The organism is Bradyrhizobium amphicarpaeae (assembly GCF_002266435.3).
Lineage (GTDB): Bacteria > Pseudomonadota > Alphaproteobacteria > Rhizobiales > Xanthobacteraceae > Bradyrhizobium > Bradyrhizobium amphicarpaeae.
The window spans coordinates 3,772,122-3,786,366 of sequence record NZ_CP029426.2; the positions used below are offsets into that span (position 1 = coordinate 3,772,122).

Annotated in this window: 13 protein-coding genes and 1 tRNA gene; 9 read left to right on the top strand and 5 right to left on the bottom strand. The window is 65.3% G+C overall.

Annotated elements, in window-relative coordinates; all coding sequences use genetic code 11:
• Window positions 1–174 precede the first annotated feature (174 nt).
• The 3 genes from CIT40_RS17505 to glmS form a co-directional block, all read right to left on the bottom strand.
• Complete coding sequence (locus tag CIT40_RS17505; RefSeq protein WP_094890356.1) at window positions 175–1,032, bottom strand: NAD(P)-dependent oxidoreductase; 858 nt, start codon at window positions 1,030–1,032, stop codon at window positions 175–177.
• Between the two features lie 104 nt (window positions 1,033–1,136).
• Window positions 1,137–1,907 carry a DUF502 domain-containing protein gene (locus CIT40_RS17510; RefSeq protein WP_094890357.1) on the bottom strand — a complete coding sequence of 257 codons (771 nt, stop codon included), beginning with the start codon at window positions 1,905–1,907 and terminating at the stop codon, window positions 1,137–1,139.
• Window positions 1,908–1,991: 84 nt separating this feature from the next.
• A complete protein-coding gene (gene glmS / locus CIT40_RS17515) occupies window positions 1,992–3,818 on the bottom strand; it encodes a glutamine--fructose-6-phosphate transaminase (isomerizing) (RefSeq protein ID WP_094890358.1) in 1,827 nt (608 codons plus the stop codon).
• A 215-nt stretch (window positions 3,819–4,033) separates the two neighbouring features.
• Here glmS and CIT40_RS17520 point away from each other — a divergent pair, with 215 nt between their 5' ends.
• Window positions 4,034–4,264 carry a hypothetical protein gene (locus tag CIT40_RS17520; protein WP_094890520.1) on the top strand — a complete coding sequence of 77 codons (231 nt, stop codon included), beginning with the start codon at window positions 4,034–4,036 and terminating at the stop codon, window positions 4,262–4,264.
• A gap of 6 nt (window positions 4,265–4,270) precedes the next feature.
• On the opposite strand, the gene glmU is transcribed toward CIT40_RS17520, so the two are convergent.
• Window positions 4,271–5,626, bottom strand: a complete 1,356-nt coding sequence (gene glmU / locus CIT40_RS17525; RefSeq protein ID WP_094890359.1) for a bifunctional UDP-N-acetylglucosamine diphosphorylase/glucosamine-1-phosphate N-acetyltransferase GlmU — start codon at window positions 5,624–5,626, stop codon at window positions 4,271–4,273.
• A 171-nt stretch (window positions 5,627–5,797) separates the two neighbouring features.
• On the opposite strand from glmU, the gene CIT40_RS17530 reads away from it, so the two are divergent.
• The 5 genes from CIT40_RS17530 to CIT40_RS17550 all read left to right on the top strand — a co-directional run bounded on the left by CIT40_RS17530 (window position 5,798) and on the right by CIT40_RS17550 (window position 8,418).
• Entirely contained in the window at window positions 5,798–7,156 is a 1,359-nt protein-coding gene (locus CIT40_RS17530) for a hypothetical protein (protein ID WP_094890360.1), read from the top strand.
• A gap of 131 nt (window positions 7,157–7,287) precedes the next feature.
• Window positions 7,288–7,512, top strand: a complete 225-nt coding sequence (locus tag CIT40_RS17535) for an MgtC/SapB family protein (protein WP_283810114.1) — start codon at window positions 7,288–7,290, stop codon at window positions 7,510–7,512.
• Window positions 7,506–7,727 carry an MgtC/SapB family protein gene (locus tag CIT40_RS17540; RefSeq protein ID WP_283810116.1) on the top strand — a complete coding sequence of 74 codons (222 nt, stop codon included), beginning with the start codon at window positions 7,506–7,508 and terminating at the stop codon, window positions 7,725–7,727. Before CIT40_RS17535 ends, CIT40_RS17540 begins: the two co-directional genes overlap by 7 nt.
• A gap of 74 nt (window positions 7,728–7,801) precedes the next feature.
• Window positions 7,802–7,957: a hypothetical protein gene (locus tag CIT40_RS17545; RefSeq protein WP_162307540.1), complete on the top strand. Its 156-nt coding sequence runs from the start codon at window positions 7,802–7,804 to the stop codon at window positions 7,955–7,957.
• 80 nt (window positions 7,958–8,037) lie between these two features.
• A complete protein-coding gene (locus tag CIT40_RS17550) occupies window positions 8,038–8,418 on the top strand; it encodes a hypothetical protein (RefSeq protein WP_094890361.1) in 381 nt (126 codons plus the stop codon).
• On the opposite strand, the gene CIT40_RS17555 is transcribed toward CIT40_RS17550, so the two are convergent.
• Window positions 8,378–9,937, bottom strand: a complete 1,560-nt coding sequence (locus tag CIT40_RS17555; RefSeq protein WP_162307541.1) for a glycoside hydrolase family 17 protein — start codon at window positions 9,935–9,937, stop codon at window positions 8,378–8,380. The two genes, CIT40_RS17550 and CIT40_RS17555, sit on opposite strands and share 41 nt — an antisense overlap.
• A gap of 353 nt (window positions 9,938–10,290) precedes the next feature.
• Here CIT40_RS17555 and CIT40_RS17560 point away from each other — a divergent pair, with 353 nt between their 5' ends.
• From CIT40_RS17560 to CIT40_RS17570, 3 genes are all read left to right on the top strand, one after another.
• The gene (locus CIT40_RS17560) at window positions 10,291–10,902 is read left to right on the top strand and encodes a beta-1-3, beta-1-6-glucan biosynthesis protein (RefSeq protein ID WP_094890363.1); all 612 of its coding nucleotides are present in this window, start codon (window positions 10,291–10,293) and stop codon (window positions 10,900–10,902) included.
• Between the two features lie 217 nt (window positions 10,903–11,119).
• Entirely contained in the window at window positions 11,120–13,786 is a 2,667-nt protein-coding gene (locus CIT40_RS17565; RefSeq protein ID WP_094890364.1) for a glycosyltransferase, read from the top strand.
• Window positions 13,787–14,101: 315 nt separating this feature from the next.
• Window positions 14,102–14,177, top strand: a tRNA-Lys gene (locus tag CIT40_RS17570).
• Window positions 14,178–14,245: the final 68 nt, after the last annotated feature.

Consider the following 14,245-nt stretch of genomic DNA (forward strand, 5'->3'; position numbering starts at 1 on the left):
CAACATGACGGCCCTCACCCCCCACTCCGTCGTCATCCTGAGGTGCGAGCCTTGCGATGCCTCGCATCGCAAGGTGAGCCTCGAAGGATGGGCACCAGGCTCGCTTGCGGCCCATCCTTCGAGGCGCGCAAGAGCGCGCACCTCGGGATGACGGCAGAACGAGCTTGGGCGACGTCAGGATTTCGTCCGCGCGATCCCCGCAGCGAAGGCTTTCATCAGGTCGGCATCCACGGCATCGCCATTTGCATCCTCGGCGAGATGCTCGAACCAGCGCGCAAAACCTTCATAGATCTGGCTGGCCGGATGATCGGCGCCGAGAAAGCCGGAGATCTCACGCATCTCCGCAATCCAACGATAGGCCTTCGGAATCATGTCGGGCAGCGCGACCTCGAGCCGCGCCAGGATCGCGGGCTGGCTCAGCGCCAGTTCGTCACGCAACGCGTCCGCGGCGCCGGCTTTGGTCGCCGCGACCACCATGGCCGAGCCGATGCCGGCGAGGCCCTTGACGATGCCGGCGTAGGACATCTTCAGAGCCGACGCCGCGCCGACCGGGCCCGCGACGATGCGCACATCGAGTCCGAAATCCTTCAGCACCGCGACGTCCCTGGCGTGCTCGCCGGACATGTAGAAGGCCGGGCTCTTGGCCCCCGGCTGCGGCGGAAAGCCGATGATGCCGCCATCGACGAACGGTGCCTGCGCCGAGCCGATGATCTCCTCGATTCCACGCACGGTGTCGACGTTGACGGCATTGCAGTCGACCACGATCGGCTTTTTCTCGCGCCTGACCATCAGCGCCGCCAGCCGCTTGGCCAGCGCGACGGCTTCGCCCGGCGGCACGATCGAGAGGATGATGTCGGCGTCCGCAATTTGGCTGTCATCGGCGCCGATCATGCCGGCGTCCGCCGCGCGCTTCCGCGTCGCATCACTCCGCCCTTCCAATGACGTCAGCACCCGCGCGCCATGCTCACTGAGGCGGCGGGCGACGGCGCTGCCCATGGCGCCGGGCGCGAGGATCGCAATGGTCTTGGACATCGTGCACTCCGGATCGAACGCCGAGCGAGGCGCTCGGCTCAATCGGAGACTAGCAGAGGATACCGACGCGCGCGTGACCGCGGCCATCCCGCAGGGGAATGGCCCTACTCCACCTTCGCAGGCTCGGGCTGGAGCGCCGCCGCATTGGCGATGCGCGCGGCGTTCGCCATGCCCGCGAGCGCGGCGGCTTTCTTCGGGTCGGGCGCGGCGCCTGGCTGCACCACGCCGGCCGACATGATCAGGGTCGCGGCATCCTCGGTGCTCATGTCGACCTCGACGATCTTGCTCTTGGGCACGTAGAAGAAGAATCCCGTGGTCGGGTTCGGCGAGCACGGCAGGAACACGGAGACGTGCTCCTCCTGTCCCGGCAGGCTGCGCGCGACCTCTTCATTCGGTGACTGCGAGATCAGCACGATCGACCACATGCCCGGCGAAGGAAACTCGACCAGGCCGACTTTACGGAAGCTCGAGCCCTTGCCCGAGAACAGCGTCTCGAACACCTGCTTCAGGCCGCGATAGATGGCGCGCACCGCCGGGATCCGGCCGAGGAAGGTCTCGCCGACATCGACCAGCGTCCGGCCGATCAGATTGGCCGCGAGGAATCCGACCAGTGTCAGCGTGAAGAATGCGACAACCAGTCCCCAGCCGGGAATGACGTACGGCAGATAGGTTTCGGGCCGCCAGGCCAGCGGCACGAACGGCCGCACCACACCGTCGACCCAGGTGACGAACCACCAGACCAGATACAAGGTGATGGCGATCGGCCCCGTCACCACGAGGCCAGTCAGAAAATAGTTGCGGAAGCGGCCCATCAGGCCGGTATGCGGTTCCGGGAGGGGATCAAGAGGCGCAGGCGCGTCGTCGCGGGGGGTCATTCGGGTTCCAGGTCGGTCGCAGCAGACAAGCTAGGGGCTTGTAGCAGGTTTTGGAAGACCGCGACCGACTGATATCCTGATTGCCTATTCCACGGTCACCGATTTCGCGAGGTTGCGCGGCTGGTCGACGTCGGTCCCCATCACGACAGCCGTGTGATAGGCGAGCAGCTGCACGGGGACGGCATAGACCATCGGGGTGAAGGCCGCCGCCATGTCGGGCATGACGATGGTGACGAGGGACTCGACGGTCGCCTCTTCCGCGCCCTTGGCGTCCGTCATCAGGATGATGTTGCCGCCGCGGGCGGCGACCTCCTGCATGTTGGACACGGTCTTTTCGAACACCCGGTCGTAAGGCGCGATGACGACGACAGGCATGGTCTCGTCGATCAGCGCGATCGGCCCATGCTTGAGCTCACCGGCGGCATAGCCCTCGGCGTGGATGTAGGAGATCTCCTTCAGCTTCAGCGCGCCTTCGAGCGCCAGCGGGTAGCTGGTGCCGCGGCCGAGATAGAGCACGTCGCGGGACTTGGCGATCCTGTGCGCGAGCTTTTCGATCTGCGACTCGGTGGTGAGCGCATCCGCCATCAGTCGCGGGATTTCGACGAGGCCGTGGACCAGCCTGGTCTCGTCCTCATCGGACAATTCGCCGCGCGCCTTGCCGGCCGCGATCGCAAGGTTTGCCAGCACCATGAGCTGGCAGGTGAAGGCCTTGGTCGAGGCGACGCCGATCTCGGGACCGGCGAGCGTCTGCAGCACGGTCTCGCTCTCGCGCGCGATCGTCGAGGTCGGCACGTTGACGACGGCAATCGTATGCACGCCCTCGGCCTTGGCATAGCGCAGCGCCGCCAGCGTGTCGGCGGTCTCGCCCGATTGCGAGATGAAGATGGCGAGATCGCCCTTGCGCAAGGGCGCTTCGCGGTAGCGGAATTCGGAGGCGACATCGACCTCGACCGGCACGCGCGCAAAGCGCTCGAACCAGTATTTCGCGACGAAGCCGGCATAGCTCGCGGTGCCGCAGGCCGTGATGTTGATGCGCTGGATGTCCTTGAAGTCGAACGGAAGCTTGACCGGCAGCGAGACGCGCTCGGTCGCCATGTCGACGTATCGCGCCAGGGTGTGGCCGACCACTTCCGGCTGCTCGTGGATCTCCTTCGCCATGAAGTGGCGGTAATTGGCCTTGTCGACCAGCGAGGTCGAAGCGGCATGCTTGATCTTGTCGCGCTGGACGGCATTGCCGTCCTTGTCGAAGATATCGGCGCTCTTGCGGGTCAGCACCACCCAGTCGCCGTCTTCGAGATAGCTGATCGTGTCGGTGAACGGGCCGAGCGCGATGGCGTCGGAACCGAGATACATCTCGCCGTCGCCATAGCCGATCGCCAGCGGCGGACCGTTGCGGGCGCCGATCATCAAATCGTCCTCGCCGGCGAAGATGAAGCCGAGCGCGAAGGCGCCACGCAGCCGCGCCAGAGTCAGCTTCACCGCCTCGACCGGCTTGTTGCCGCGCGTCAGGAGGTCGTCGACGAGATGCAGCACGATCTCGGTATCGGTCTCGGTGTGGAACACCGTGCCCTTCTTCTCGAGCTCCTCGCGCAGTTCTCGGAAATTCTCGATGATGCCGTTATGGACCACGGCGACGCGCTCGGTCGCGTGCGGATGGGCGTTGTTGACGGTCGGCTTGCCGTGGGTGGCCCAGCGGGTGTGGCCGATGCCGGTCGTGCCCTGGAGCGGTTCGGCGCGCAGCCGCGCCTCCAGATTCTTCAGCTTGCCTTCGGCGCGACGGCGCTCGAGGTGCTTGCCTTCGAGCGTGGCGACGCCCGCCGAATCGTAGCCGCGATATTCAAGACGTTTGAGCGAATCCACCAGCTGCTCTGCAACCGGCTCGCGCCCGAGAATGCCGACAATCCCGCACATGCGGATCACTATCCCCCAAATCGTCGAAAAATCGCCTAAACGACGCGCGCGGTTTTTAGCGAATTTGCTAAGGAACCAGATACTCAATAATTATTGCTGATTGAGACAGCAGCGTCGGCCTGCTCGGCCGCGTCGAATTGACCGGCGTTAAACCGCGTCAATTAACTTCTTGTCAATCAAATTGGCCAACGATTCCCCTTCAGGGAGTTATGGCCATGAAGGGCTCATCCGACCGCAAAGGCTTGTCATCGACGCTCGTGCGCGTCAGCGAGAGCACGGGTACGCATCTCGCGCATTGGCCGCCGCCCCAGCGCGCCATGGAGCGTGGCAAGGAAAGCAAACCCGTCCTCGTCACGCAGTCCGCCGGCGAACCGACAAAGCGGGCCAGGCCGCGCGGCTGGCGCCTGACGCGCGCGATGGTCTCGGACGTCGCCGACGACGACTAGCCCCGCTTATTTCTCGGTCTTCTTGCCGCCCGTCTTCATCTCGCGATAGCGCGCAGCGCCGCCTTCGCGGATGGTCTGCTGGCTGCGCTCCAGCGCCATGGCATCGTCAGGCACGTCTTTCGTGATCACCGAGCCGGAGCCGATATAGGCACCGTTGCCGATCCTCACGGGGGCGACCAGCGAGGAATTGGTGCCGACGAAGGCGCCCTGCCCGATGACGGTCTTGTGCTTCTTGAAGCCGTCGTAGTTGCAGGTGATGGTGCCGGCGCCGATGTTGGAATTGGCGCCGACGGTGGCATCGCCGATGTAGGAGAGATGATTGACCTTGACGCCGGCCTCCAGCGTCGCCGCCTTGGTCTCGACGAAATTGCCGATGCGCGCGCCGTCGCCGAGCGAGGTGCCCGGCCGCAGCCGTGCATAGGGCCCGATCGAAACGTTCTTGCCGAGCTTCGTCTGCACGATGTGCGAAAAGGAATGGATCACGGTGCCGTCGTCGATCGATACGCCGGGGCCGATCACCACGAAGGGCTCGATGGTGACGTCCGCGCCGAACACGGTGTCGGCGGAGAGATGAACGGTCTCGGGCGCGATCAGCGTGACGCCGGCCTCCATCGCAGCTTTCCGCAAGCGCGCCTGCATCACGGCTTCGGCTTCGGCGAGCTGCGCCTTGGTGTTGATGCCGCGCACTTCATCCTCGCTGGTCTCGATCACCACGGCCTCCCAGCCCTGCTCGCGGACGATGCCGACGGCGTCGGTGAGATAATATTCGCCCTTGGAATTCGCATTGCCGATCTTGTCCAGGATCGCGAGCGCCCGGCGACCGTCGATCGCCATCACGCCGGCATTGCACAGATCGATCTTGCGCTCCTCGGTGCTCGCATCGGCCTGCTCGCGGATCGCGACCAGGCGTTCGCCCTCGACGATGAAGCGGCCATAGCCCGTTGGATCGGCGGCGCGGAAGCCGAGCGCGGCAATCGCGGCGCCCCTGGCCAGCGGTGCACGCAGCCGCGCAAAGGTCTCGGCCGCAATCAGCGGCGTATCGCCGAACGCAATCAGGAGATCGTCCACGCCGCGTCCGATCGCCTCGCGTGCCGCCAGCACCGCATGCGCGGTGCCGAGCCGCTCGGCCTGCACGAAGATGAGCGCGTCGGGGCGGATGCGCTTGGCCTCGTCCGCGACAGCCTGGTGGTCGGGGCCGATCACGACCGCGAGCGAGGTGCCGGTTCCCTTGGGTGCCGCGGCAAGGACGTGGGCAAGCAAGGTCTCGTGGGCCACCGGATGCAGTACTTTCGGCAGGTGCGAGCGCATGCGCGTGCCTTCGCCGGCGGCGAGCACGATCGTGAGGCTGGAACGGACGGTCATCGAAATCCTGTCAGATACGGCCGAATCAACTGGCGCTGCGGGCGGGTCGCCTTCAAAAGCTCTCGCCTTGCTACCCCCGCAAACGCCCGGAATTCAAGTGCGACGGGGTTTTCCTGTTAATGTTCCCCGATTGATTCGGGGAAGCCGGACAGGGCTGGGCACTTAACGTTCATGGCAAAGGATACCGACCCACTGGCGGATGCCTTCGGCACCAAGGAGACCGGGGGGCTGTTCTCAGGACTTGTGGCCGAGGAACGCGCGTTCGACCGCCGCATGATGTGGCGGCTGGGCTCATGGGGCGCGGCGGCCGTGGGCGCCGTCGTCATCGCGGTGATGGCCAACCAGGCCCAACTCGGCTGGCGGCGCGACCAGGTTGCGTCCGCTGATCTCGCGCGCCAGGCGGAGCGGCTCCAGGTGCTGACCAAGGAGAGCCAGAACGAGGCCCGCCGGCTCGCGGCCGCCATCGACACGCTGAACACGGATCGCGACCGGCTCTATTCCCGCGTCACCGTCGTGGAGCAAGGGCTCGATTCCGTCACCGGCGCCATCGCCAGGCAGCCCACCACGCCGCCGCAGGCTGGGAAGCCGCAGGATGCTGCCCCCACAGCCCCCAGCGTCGCGCCGGTCGCCTCGACCCCCGCCTCCGCCGGCGACAAGCCGCGGACCGAGGCCGCCAAGGACACGCCCAAGGAAACGATCAAGGAATCGGTCAAGGAGACTGCAAAGGAGCCGTCGAGCCTGCCGCCGCAGACTGCGGCCGCCGCCTCGCTGGTACAGCAGCCGCTGGCAACGAATTCGGCGCTCCCGACGATTCCGCTGGTGCCCTCCAAATCGATCATGGCGCCGCCCGATCCGGCCGCGTCGAAATTGACGCAGCTCGAAACGAGCGAGAAGTCCGCCGAGAAGAAGGCCGAGCCAGCGCCCGCCCCGACCGAAATTGTCGCGACAGCCGCGAAGGCACCCGAGGCGACCGAGAATGATTCCCCCGCCATCGCGGTCCAGCAGACGCGTTTCGCGATCGACCTCGGCGGCGCCAATTCAGTTGACGGCCTTCGCGCACTCTGGCGCGGCCTGAGCAAATCCAATCCGGAGATCGCAGCGCTGCGGCCGATCATCATGATCAAGGAAGGCACCACCGGGCTCGGCATGCAGCTCCGCCTGGGGGCCGGCCCGCTGGTCAACGCCGCCGCCGCCGCAAAATTCTGCGCGAGCCTCGCCGAGAACGACCGTCACTGCGAGACCACCGTGTTCGACGGCCAGCGCCTGTCGCTGCGCGGCGGTTCGGAGAAGGGACAAGAGAAGTCGCAGGACAGAGTTTTGGACAAGAACTCCGAGAAGAACCAGGACGCGGTCCCGCAAGCCGAAACCGCGCCCGTCGCCAAACCCGAGAAGCCGGACAAGCGCCGCCGCGGCTATTCCTCCAAGCGCTCGTCGAAGCGCGAGGAGCCAACGCCTGCAGCGCAGCCGGCGCCGGCCAAGCCGGAGACCGCGTCGGCGGCATCGACGCTGACGTCGTTCTTCAGGCGGTAGGACGCCCCTCGACCGAAGCCCCTTGCATGCGGCGATCGGACGCTGCGACCCGCGCTGCCCTTTCGCGGCAGGTTTGCGTTCATTCACGGCGCGCGCCGAGCGTCGCCCCCTTCCGAAACGCACGGGATTCGATGAACGAACTGGATGATGTGCTGAGGCTTCTCGTCGCGGCGGGAACAGGATTGCTGATCGGCATCGACCGCGACATGAACAACAAGCCGGTCGGCATGCGGACGCTCGCGCTGGTCGCTCTCGGCTCCGCGCTGGTCTCGATCTCCGTGATCGAGTTCCAGAATCTGCGCGATCATCCGGATGCGATCTCGAGAGTCATTCAGGGCGCGTTGCCGGCGTGCTGACCGGCGTCGGCTTCATCGGCGCCGGCGTCATCCTGCACGACGCCAAGGCGAAAACCGTGCACGGCCTCACGACCGCGGCGACGGTCTGGATCGCGGCCGGACTCGGCATCGCATGCGCGCTGGGAGCCTGGCTGCTGGTCGGCGCTGCCATCGCCGTGACGCTGCTGGTGCTGTTCGTGCTCGGCTGGGTCGAGCGTCGGCTCGGATTGAAATAGCGGGCATACCAAATGATACCGACGAGGTCGGCGTAAGACGGCAGTATCCGCGACGGATTTGATTCGGAGCGGAGATGACGGACGCCAAGTTTCTGCGGGAGCAACTCGCGCTGATCCGGGAATTGGCAGAGAAGGCGGATCCCTACATCAGGAAGCGGCTGCTCGCGTTGGCTGAGACATACGAGCGACGGCTCGCGGACAAGAACCGGGCAACGCAAAGCCGCCGTTGACGGCCGCTCTCGCGGGCCGGATCACTGGAAATATCACCGGCCCTGTTGCCTGCCCGCGCCATCGCGACCATATTGCCGCCATGACAAAAAAGCCCTTCCGCCTCTCGCCCTACCAGGTCCAGTTCCTGATCGTCGTCGGCTTCGCCGCGGTCGGCTATGCGCTCTATCTGCGCTACCTCGCGATCGAGCTGTCGCAGGTCGCGCTCGCCTGCGACGCCGGGCTGCAGACGATGATCTGCAAGGCGCGCTCGGTCGCGACGGTGCTGTTCAAGAATTCGGTGTTCGGCATCGTCGCGCTGGTGGTCGCGACCTTAAACCTGATGCGGCCGTCGATCGTGCTGCTCACCGTCGGCATCGTCGCCGCCGGCCTCGGCATCGTGCTCTACAATGTCGTGCTGTCGGGCCTGGCGATCGGACTGTTCATCCTTGGGTTTGCTCGGCCCGCGCCCGCCACAGCGTGAGCGCGAACAACAGATAGATCGTGCCGGTCCACAGCGACTGCCAATTGTCGCGGCCTTCGTTGAACAGCATGAAGACCGCCGACAGCGCCAGCACGCCGGCGAACACCGATTCCGCGATGGGACGCTGGCCGATCTGCGGCCGGTTCAGCATCAGAAGCGCGAACGGCACCACCGCCATCGTCAGCGCGGCGTAGGGAAAATCCTTGTAGCGCGGGTCGAACACGAAGCCGAGCGCAGTGTCGGCCGCGATCACCGCCGTCACCGCGAGCGTCAGGCCGAGCACGGCGCTGAGCTTCGACCATTTGCGGCCCTCGCGCGGGCCGAGCAGATCGAGGAAGGTCGGAAGGCTGCGGCCGATCACCATCGCCTGCGCGCAGAAGATCGGCGACAGGATTCCGGCCGCAAGCAGCGCGCCCCAGAGCAGCCAGCCGCCGATGCCGTAGCTCTCGTAATACATCTTGTCGGCGCCGATCCCGAGCAGGCTGCCCGCCGTGGTCGCCGAGATGGCGACGCCGAGCCAGGCCGAGAAGCGCGGCGTCCACGGCCGCCTTCGCAGCGTGATCATCGCCACCGCGAACACCAGCACGCACAGACCCATGCCGGCGCCCATGTACCATTTCCAGAGCGGGAAATTGCTGATCGGCTGGCCCGGCGGATATTTCAGGGTCCGGCGCACCGAGTCGTACAGGCCCCAATAGCCGCCAACGGTGCCCTCCAGCTTGCGCTTCCAGGGCTGGTCATAGGACTCGATCAGATTGACACGAAATTTCTGCGCCTTCGCCAGAGCCAGGATTTCCGAGACCACCCGCGCCTGGTTGGCGCGTGACGGCAGCGCGCCATCGCGCATGCGTCCCTCGCTCGGCCAACCGGTCTCGCCGATCAGGATTTCCTTGCCGGGAAACGCCACCGCCATGCGCTCGCGGATCGACTCGACATGGCCCGAGGCGAACTTCGCCTTGACCGGAAAATCCTCCCAATAAGGCAGGATGTGGATGGTGACGAAGTCGACGGCGTCATAGACCTCGCGGTTCTTCAGCCAGAACTCCCAGACGTCGGCATAGGTGACGGGCACGCTGACCTGCGTCTTGACCGAGCGGATGATCGAGACGAGATCCGCCGTCGTCATCTCGCCGCGCAGCAGCACTTCGTTGCCGACGATGACCGCGGTGATGATGCCGGGGAATTCCTTGGTGAGGCGAACGGCGAGCGCGGCCTGTTCGAAATTCTTGGCTCGGTTGCTGGAGAGCCAAATGCCCTGCAGCACTTTCAGCCCGCCGACCTTGGCGGCGATTGCCGGTACCTGGTCGAGCCCGTTCTCCATCGAATAGGTGCGGACGCAGTCGGTGATTTCCCTGAGCTGGCGCAGATCCTGCTCGATCTGCTCGGCCTCGATATGGGTCCACGGCTCCAGCGGCGTCTGCTCGCCGCGGAACGGCGCGTAGGAGACGCATTGGACCTTCTCGGCGGGATCGATCGGGGCGCGCGCGAGCGTGATCGGCGTCGCCAACCACCACCACACGGCAGCAATCGCACCCAGTGAAACGAGCAGAAGCGCCAGTGGCGTACGAAGAGAAATCGGTTCCGTCCTCCGCGAAGGGTCCGTCGATTACCTGCTTGCACGCCGTCTGCCAAGGGGGGCCATGCGGGTGTCCAAATGCCGCTCCACTCTACAGATCCGTTCCTGCCCCACAAGGAATCCGGCCGCGACCGTTCGACCGTGACCTAGCATCGTGACTTTGCTGGACAAAATTCCAAATTCAGGCCATGGACTCCAAAAGACTTTTCCGCCGCATTGGAGACCCATTTGGACGCCATCACCGACGCGTCCGCGGGATCCTGACGCGGACGGGCAGCGGATACATTGGGGAATTCATGCGGCAACGGGTGTTCGAGTCACGAAATGCGGTCCTGCGGCAGTTCGCCGCCACGTTGGCCGTCTCCTGCCTTGTCCTTATGGCCAGCTTCGGCGGCGCATCCGCCCAGAGCGGCACGCCGGCCCCCGACCAGGGCAAGGCCGCCGCCCAGCCCGCCGACGCCCCCAAGGACGCCAACCAGAGCCAGAGCCAGAGCCAGAACCAGAAGCGGACCGACGAGTTCGCCGAGGCTGCCCGTGCCATCAATGGTCCGGGCGGCAATCCGGAATGCGTCTGGCTCGGCCGTCGCGCGGTTCAGTTGATGTACCGGGACGACCTCGATACTGCCTTCCGCCACCTCGATCTGTACGATCGCTTCGGCTGCCCCGGCGGCCACATCCAGGCCGCGTTCCGCTGCCTGACGCGCTTCCTGCCCCAGATTGACGACAAGGTTCCGAACAGCCTGAATAATCTGACACAGGCTTGCTGGATCAACCCGGCTGCACAGCCGCAGCAGGCGGCGGCCGCAGGCTCCCAGCCGGCAGCGCCGACCACCGGCAATGCGCCGGCACCGCAGCCCGCCGCGAGCCCCTCGCCTGCGGCAAGCCCGTCGCCGGCGCCCCCCAAATAGCCACGAACGTTTCAGCTGTCGTTCAGGAACGATCGGCGATAGAGGCGGTTGGCACTGCCGCGCGTCTTCTGGAAAAGGCCATGCCCTTGGAAGGACATGAGCTCATGACAGTTGTGAAACCGCGCGGCAGAGGTATGCTCCCTTTGCCGCGGACTCGGTCGGATCTCGGGGTCGGATCCGCTTCCCTGCCCCTTCAGCCCCTTTTGGTTTAGCCGCGATGCGCGTTGTCGCCGCCGTTCTGTTGCTCGTGTCCGTGCTCCACGCCGGCCTCTGGGGAGTCCTGCGCGACAAGGAACCCGCGCCCGACTTCAAAGGCCTGCTGCCGAGCGTCTCCTATGCGCCGTTCGAGGGCTCGGCCCACCCGGACATCGACAACATCCCGACCATCGAGAAAATTCGCGCCGACCTGAAGACGCTGTCGACCATGACCCGCGCGATCCGCCTTTATTCGTCGACGGGCGGCGTCGAGCTCGTGCCGCCGATCGCGGCCGAGTTCGGCATCAAGGTCACCGTCGGCGCCTGGATCGACAAGGACAAGGATCGCAACGACCGCGAGATCAAGGCGGCGATCGACCTCGCCCGCAAGAACAGCAACGTCGTCGGCGTCGTCGTCGGCAACGAGGTGATCTACCGCGGCGAGCAGAAGGTCGAAGACCTCATCGACATGATCAAGAAGGTGAAGAGCGCAGTCCGCGTGCCCGTCACCACCGGCGAGATCTGGAATATCTGGCGCGACAACCCCGAGCTCGGCTCCAGCGTCGATTTCATCGCCGCGCACGTGCTGCCCTATTGGGAAAATTTCCGCTCGGACCAGGCGGTCGACCAGGCCGTGGACCGCTACAATTTGTTGCGCAATCAGTTCCCGGGCAAGCGCATCGTCATCGCCGAATTCGGCTGGCCGAGTGCGGGCTATAATCTACGCAACGCCGACCCGGGTCCATTCCAGCAGGCCCTGACGCTGCGCAACTTCGTCAGCCGCGCCGAAGCGCTTGGCATGGAATACAATATCGTCGAGGCGATCGATCAGCCCTGGAAGTATTTCGAGGGCGGCGTCGGTCCCTATTGGGGCATCCTCAACGCCAGTCGCGAGCCGAAATTCGCATGGACCGGTCCGGTCGAGAATCCTGATTATTGGAAGCTGATGGGAATAGCGCTGCTGGTCGGCATCCTGCTGTCGCTGCCGATCCTGCGGATTGAAAAGCCGACCGCGAAGCAAGCCTTCCTGCTGTCGGCGACCGCCAACGGCGTCGGCGCCTGGGCCGCGACCGTGTTCGCGTTCTGGAACGGGCACTATTTCATCTTCGGCTCCGCCTTTGCGCTGACCCTCGGCATGATCTTGCTGGTCCCGCTGGTGCTGATTGCGATGGCGCGCATCGACGAGATCGCGGCCGTCGCCTTCGGCCGGCCGCCGCAGCGCCTGCTCACCAAGGGCAAGTCGATCGAGACCGTGCCTGAGAACTACTACCCGAAAGTCTCGATCCACATCCCGGCCTATTTCGAGCCGGTCGACATGCTCAAGCAGACGCTGGATGCGCTGGCGCGGCTGAACTACCCCAACTACGAATGCGTGGTCATCATCAACAACACGCCGGACCCCGCGTTCTGGCAGCCGATCCAGGACCATTGCCGCGCGCTCGGTGAACGCTTCAAGTTCATCAATGCCGAGAAGGTGCAGGGCTTCAAGGCCGGCGCGCTGCGCATTGCGATGGACCGCACCGCCGTCGATGCCGAGATCATCGGCATCCTCGATGCCGACTATGTCGTCGAGCCAGACTGGCTGAAGGACCTCGTTCCCGCCTTCGCCGATCCCAGCGTCGGCCTGGTGCAGGCGCCGCAGGAGCACCGCGACGGCGACCTGTCGATCATGCACTACATCATGAACGGCGAATATGCCGGCTTCTTCGACATCGGCATGGTCCAGCGCAACGAGGCCAATGCCATCATCGTGCACGGCACGATGTGCCTGATCCGCCGCGCCGCGATGGACATGGCCGGCGGCTGGTCGTCCGACACGATCTGCGAGGATTCAGATCTCGGCCTCGCCATCCAGGAGCTCGGCTGGACCACGCATTACACCAACACCCGCTACGGCGCGGGCCTGCTGCCGGACACCTACGAGGCCTTCAAGAAGCAGCGGCACCGCTGGGCCTATGGCGGCCTGCAGATCGTCAAGAAGCACTGGCGCCGCTTCCTGCCCGGCGCGAGCCGGCTGACCGCCGACCAGAAGCGCGAATACGGCCTCGGCTGGCTGAACTGGCTCGGCGCCGAAAGCCTCGGCGTGGTCGTGGCGCTGCTCAACCTCGTCTGGGTGCCGATCGTCGCCTTTGCCGACATCGCCATCCCCGACAAGATCCTGACGCTGCCGATCATCGGCGCCTTCGTCGTCTCGCTGGCGCATTTCCTGTCGATGTACCGCGCTCGCGTCGCCATCAAGCCCGGCCAGATGCTGGGCGCCATGATTGCGGCGATGAGCGTGCAATGGACGGTGTCGCGCGCGGTGGCACAGGGCCTCATCACCGAGCACATCGCCTTCGCCCGCACGTCCAAGGGCGGCCTCAGCCGAATGTCGATCGAGTTCCAGGCGTTCTGGGAGGCCGTGATCGGCGCCCTCTTGCTGATCGGCTCCGGCGTCCTGATCGCCAGCAACAGCTTCCGACAGATTACCGAGATCTACATCTTCGCCGGCGTGCTGGTGCTGCAGAGCCTGCCGTTCCTGGCCGCGGTTGCGATCGCCATCCTCGAGCTCAGCCGCATCAACTCGTTCCAGTTCTGGCACGACAGCGCGATCCGCACCGCCGAGCTGATCGGCCTGCGACCGGTCGCCCTGCCCCCCGTGGGGGCGCCACAAGCCGTGACGAACGAGGTGCGGCGGGAGACGAAGTGATTGAGGCTCAGCGCTAGCCTTTGGACCACCTGATGAAGAGACACGTGGTCTTCGGCGTGGATGATGGCCACCAACCGGGTTGAGCTTTCCGCCTTAAGCGACGGAAACCGCGAGAAAATCCCCGCTCCTGCCAAGACTTTCGGCAGCCACCCGCGCTATTGACCTCAGCGCCCCATCACCCTACACAGCGCGGGCCGAGAGCATGATCCGGAAACAGCCGGTTTTCCCCACGACGCCCTCAAAGCGTAGCGGCAAGACATGCTCCTCGAATGTCCGAAACGATGGCGATCTCGTCAAATCCATCGTCGGCCATGGGAGCGCGTAGCTCAGCCGGTAGAGCACGTGACTTTTAATCACGGGGTCCTGGGTTCGAGCCCCAGCGCGCTCACCATTTAACGCCCCATCGCCAACAACAAATCGACGGGTTCGCGGGCGTATCTGGACGTCGACGCAAACTGC

Bases quoted from the DNA above. Each gene is read 5' to 3' on its own strand.
- CIT40_RS17505 (WP_094890356.1), bottom strand. From the start codon at position 1,032: ATGTCCAAGACCATTGCGATCCTCGCGCCCGGCGCCATGGGCAGCGCC.
- CIT40_RS17510 (WP_094890357.1), bottom strand. From the start codon at position 1,907: ATGACCCCCCGCGACGACGCGCCTGCGCCTCTTGATCCCCTCCCGGAA.
- glmS (WP_094890358.1), bottom strand. From the start codon at position 3,818: ATGTGCGGGATTGTCGGCATTCTCGGGCGCGAGCCGGTTGCAGAGCAG.
- CIT40_RS17520 (WP_094890520.1), top strand. From the start codon at position 4,034: ATGAAGGGCTCATCCGACCGCAAAGGCTTGTCATCGACGCTCGTGCGC.
- glmU (WP_094890359.1), bottom strand. From the start codon at position 5,626: ATGACCGTCCGTTCCAGCCTCACGATCGTGCTCGCCGCCGGCGAAGGC.
- CIT40_RS17530 (WP_094890360.1), top strand. From the start codon at position 5,798: ATGGCAAAGGATACCGACCCACTGGCGGATGCCTTCGGCACCAAGGAG.
- CIT40_RS17535 (WP_283810114.1), top strand. From the start codon at position 7,288: ATGAACGAACTGGATGATGTGCTGAGGCTTCTCGTCGCGGCGGGAACA.
- CIT40_RS17545 (WP_162307540.1), top strand. From the start codon at position 7,802: ATGACGGACGCCAAGTTTCTGCGGGAGCAACTCGCGCTGATCCGGGAA.
- CIT40_RS17550 (WP_094890361.1), top strand. From the start codon at position 8,038: ATGACAAAAAAGCCCTTCCGCCTCTCGCCCTACCAGGTCCAGTTCCTG.
- CIT40_RS17560 (WP_094890363.1), top strand. From the start codon at position 10,291: ATGCGGCAACGGGTGTTCGAGTCACGAAATGCGGTCCTGCGGCAGTTC.
- CIT40_RS17565 (WP_094890364.1), top strand. From the start codon at position 11,120: ATGCGCGTTGTCGCCGCCGTTCTGTTGCTCGTGTCCGTGCTCCACGCC.